The following is a 261-nucleotide window of genomic DNA, read 5'->3' on the forward strand; positions in this document are numbered from 1 at the left end:
TTCATGACCACCACGTCATGGGCCATGGCGCGGATCACGTCCACGTCATGCGTGATCAGCAGATAGGCCAGGCCCCGCTCGCGCTGCAGCCGCTGCAGCAGGCCCAGCACCTGCTGCTGAATGGTCACATCCAGCGCGCTGGTGGGCTCGTCGAGCACCAGCACCTCGGGCTCCAGCACCAGGGCGCGTGCAATGGCGATGCGCTGGCGCTGGCCTCCCGAGAATTCGTGGGGATAGCGGGCAAGCAGGCCGGGAAACTGT

At 66.7% G+C, this 261-nt stretch carries 1 protein-coding gene; it reads right to left on the minus strand.

What is annotated here, in order from left to right; genetic code table 11:
* Nucleotides 1-261, minus strand: a 261-nt coding sequence (locus ACFIKI_RS08630) for an ATP-binding cassette domain-containing protein (RefSeq protein WP_375666812.1), incomplete at both ends; no start/stop codon positions are given.

Source organism: Bartonella sp. TT121SHDZB, assembly GCF_042193415.1.
Taxonomy (GTDB): domain Bacteria; phylum Pseudomonadota; class Alphaproteobacteria; order Rhizobiales; family Rhizobiaceae; genus Bartonella.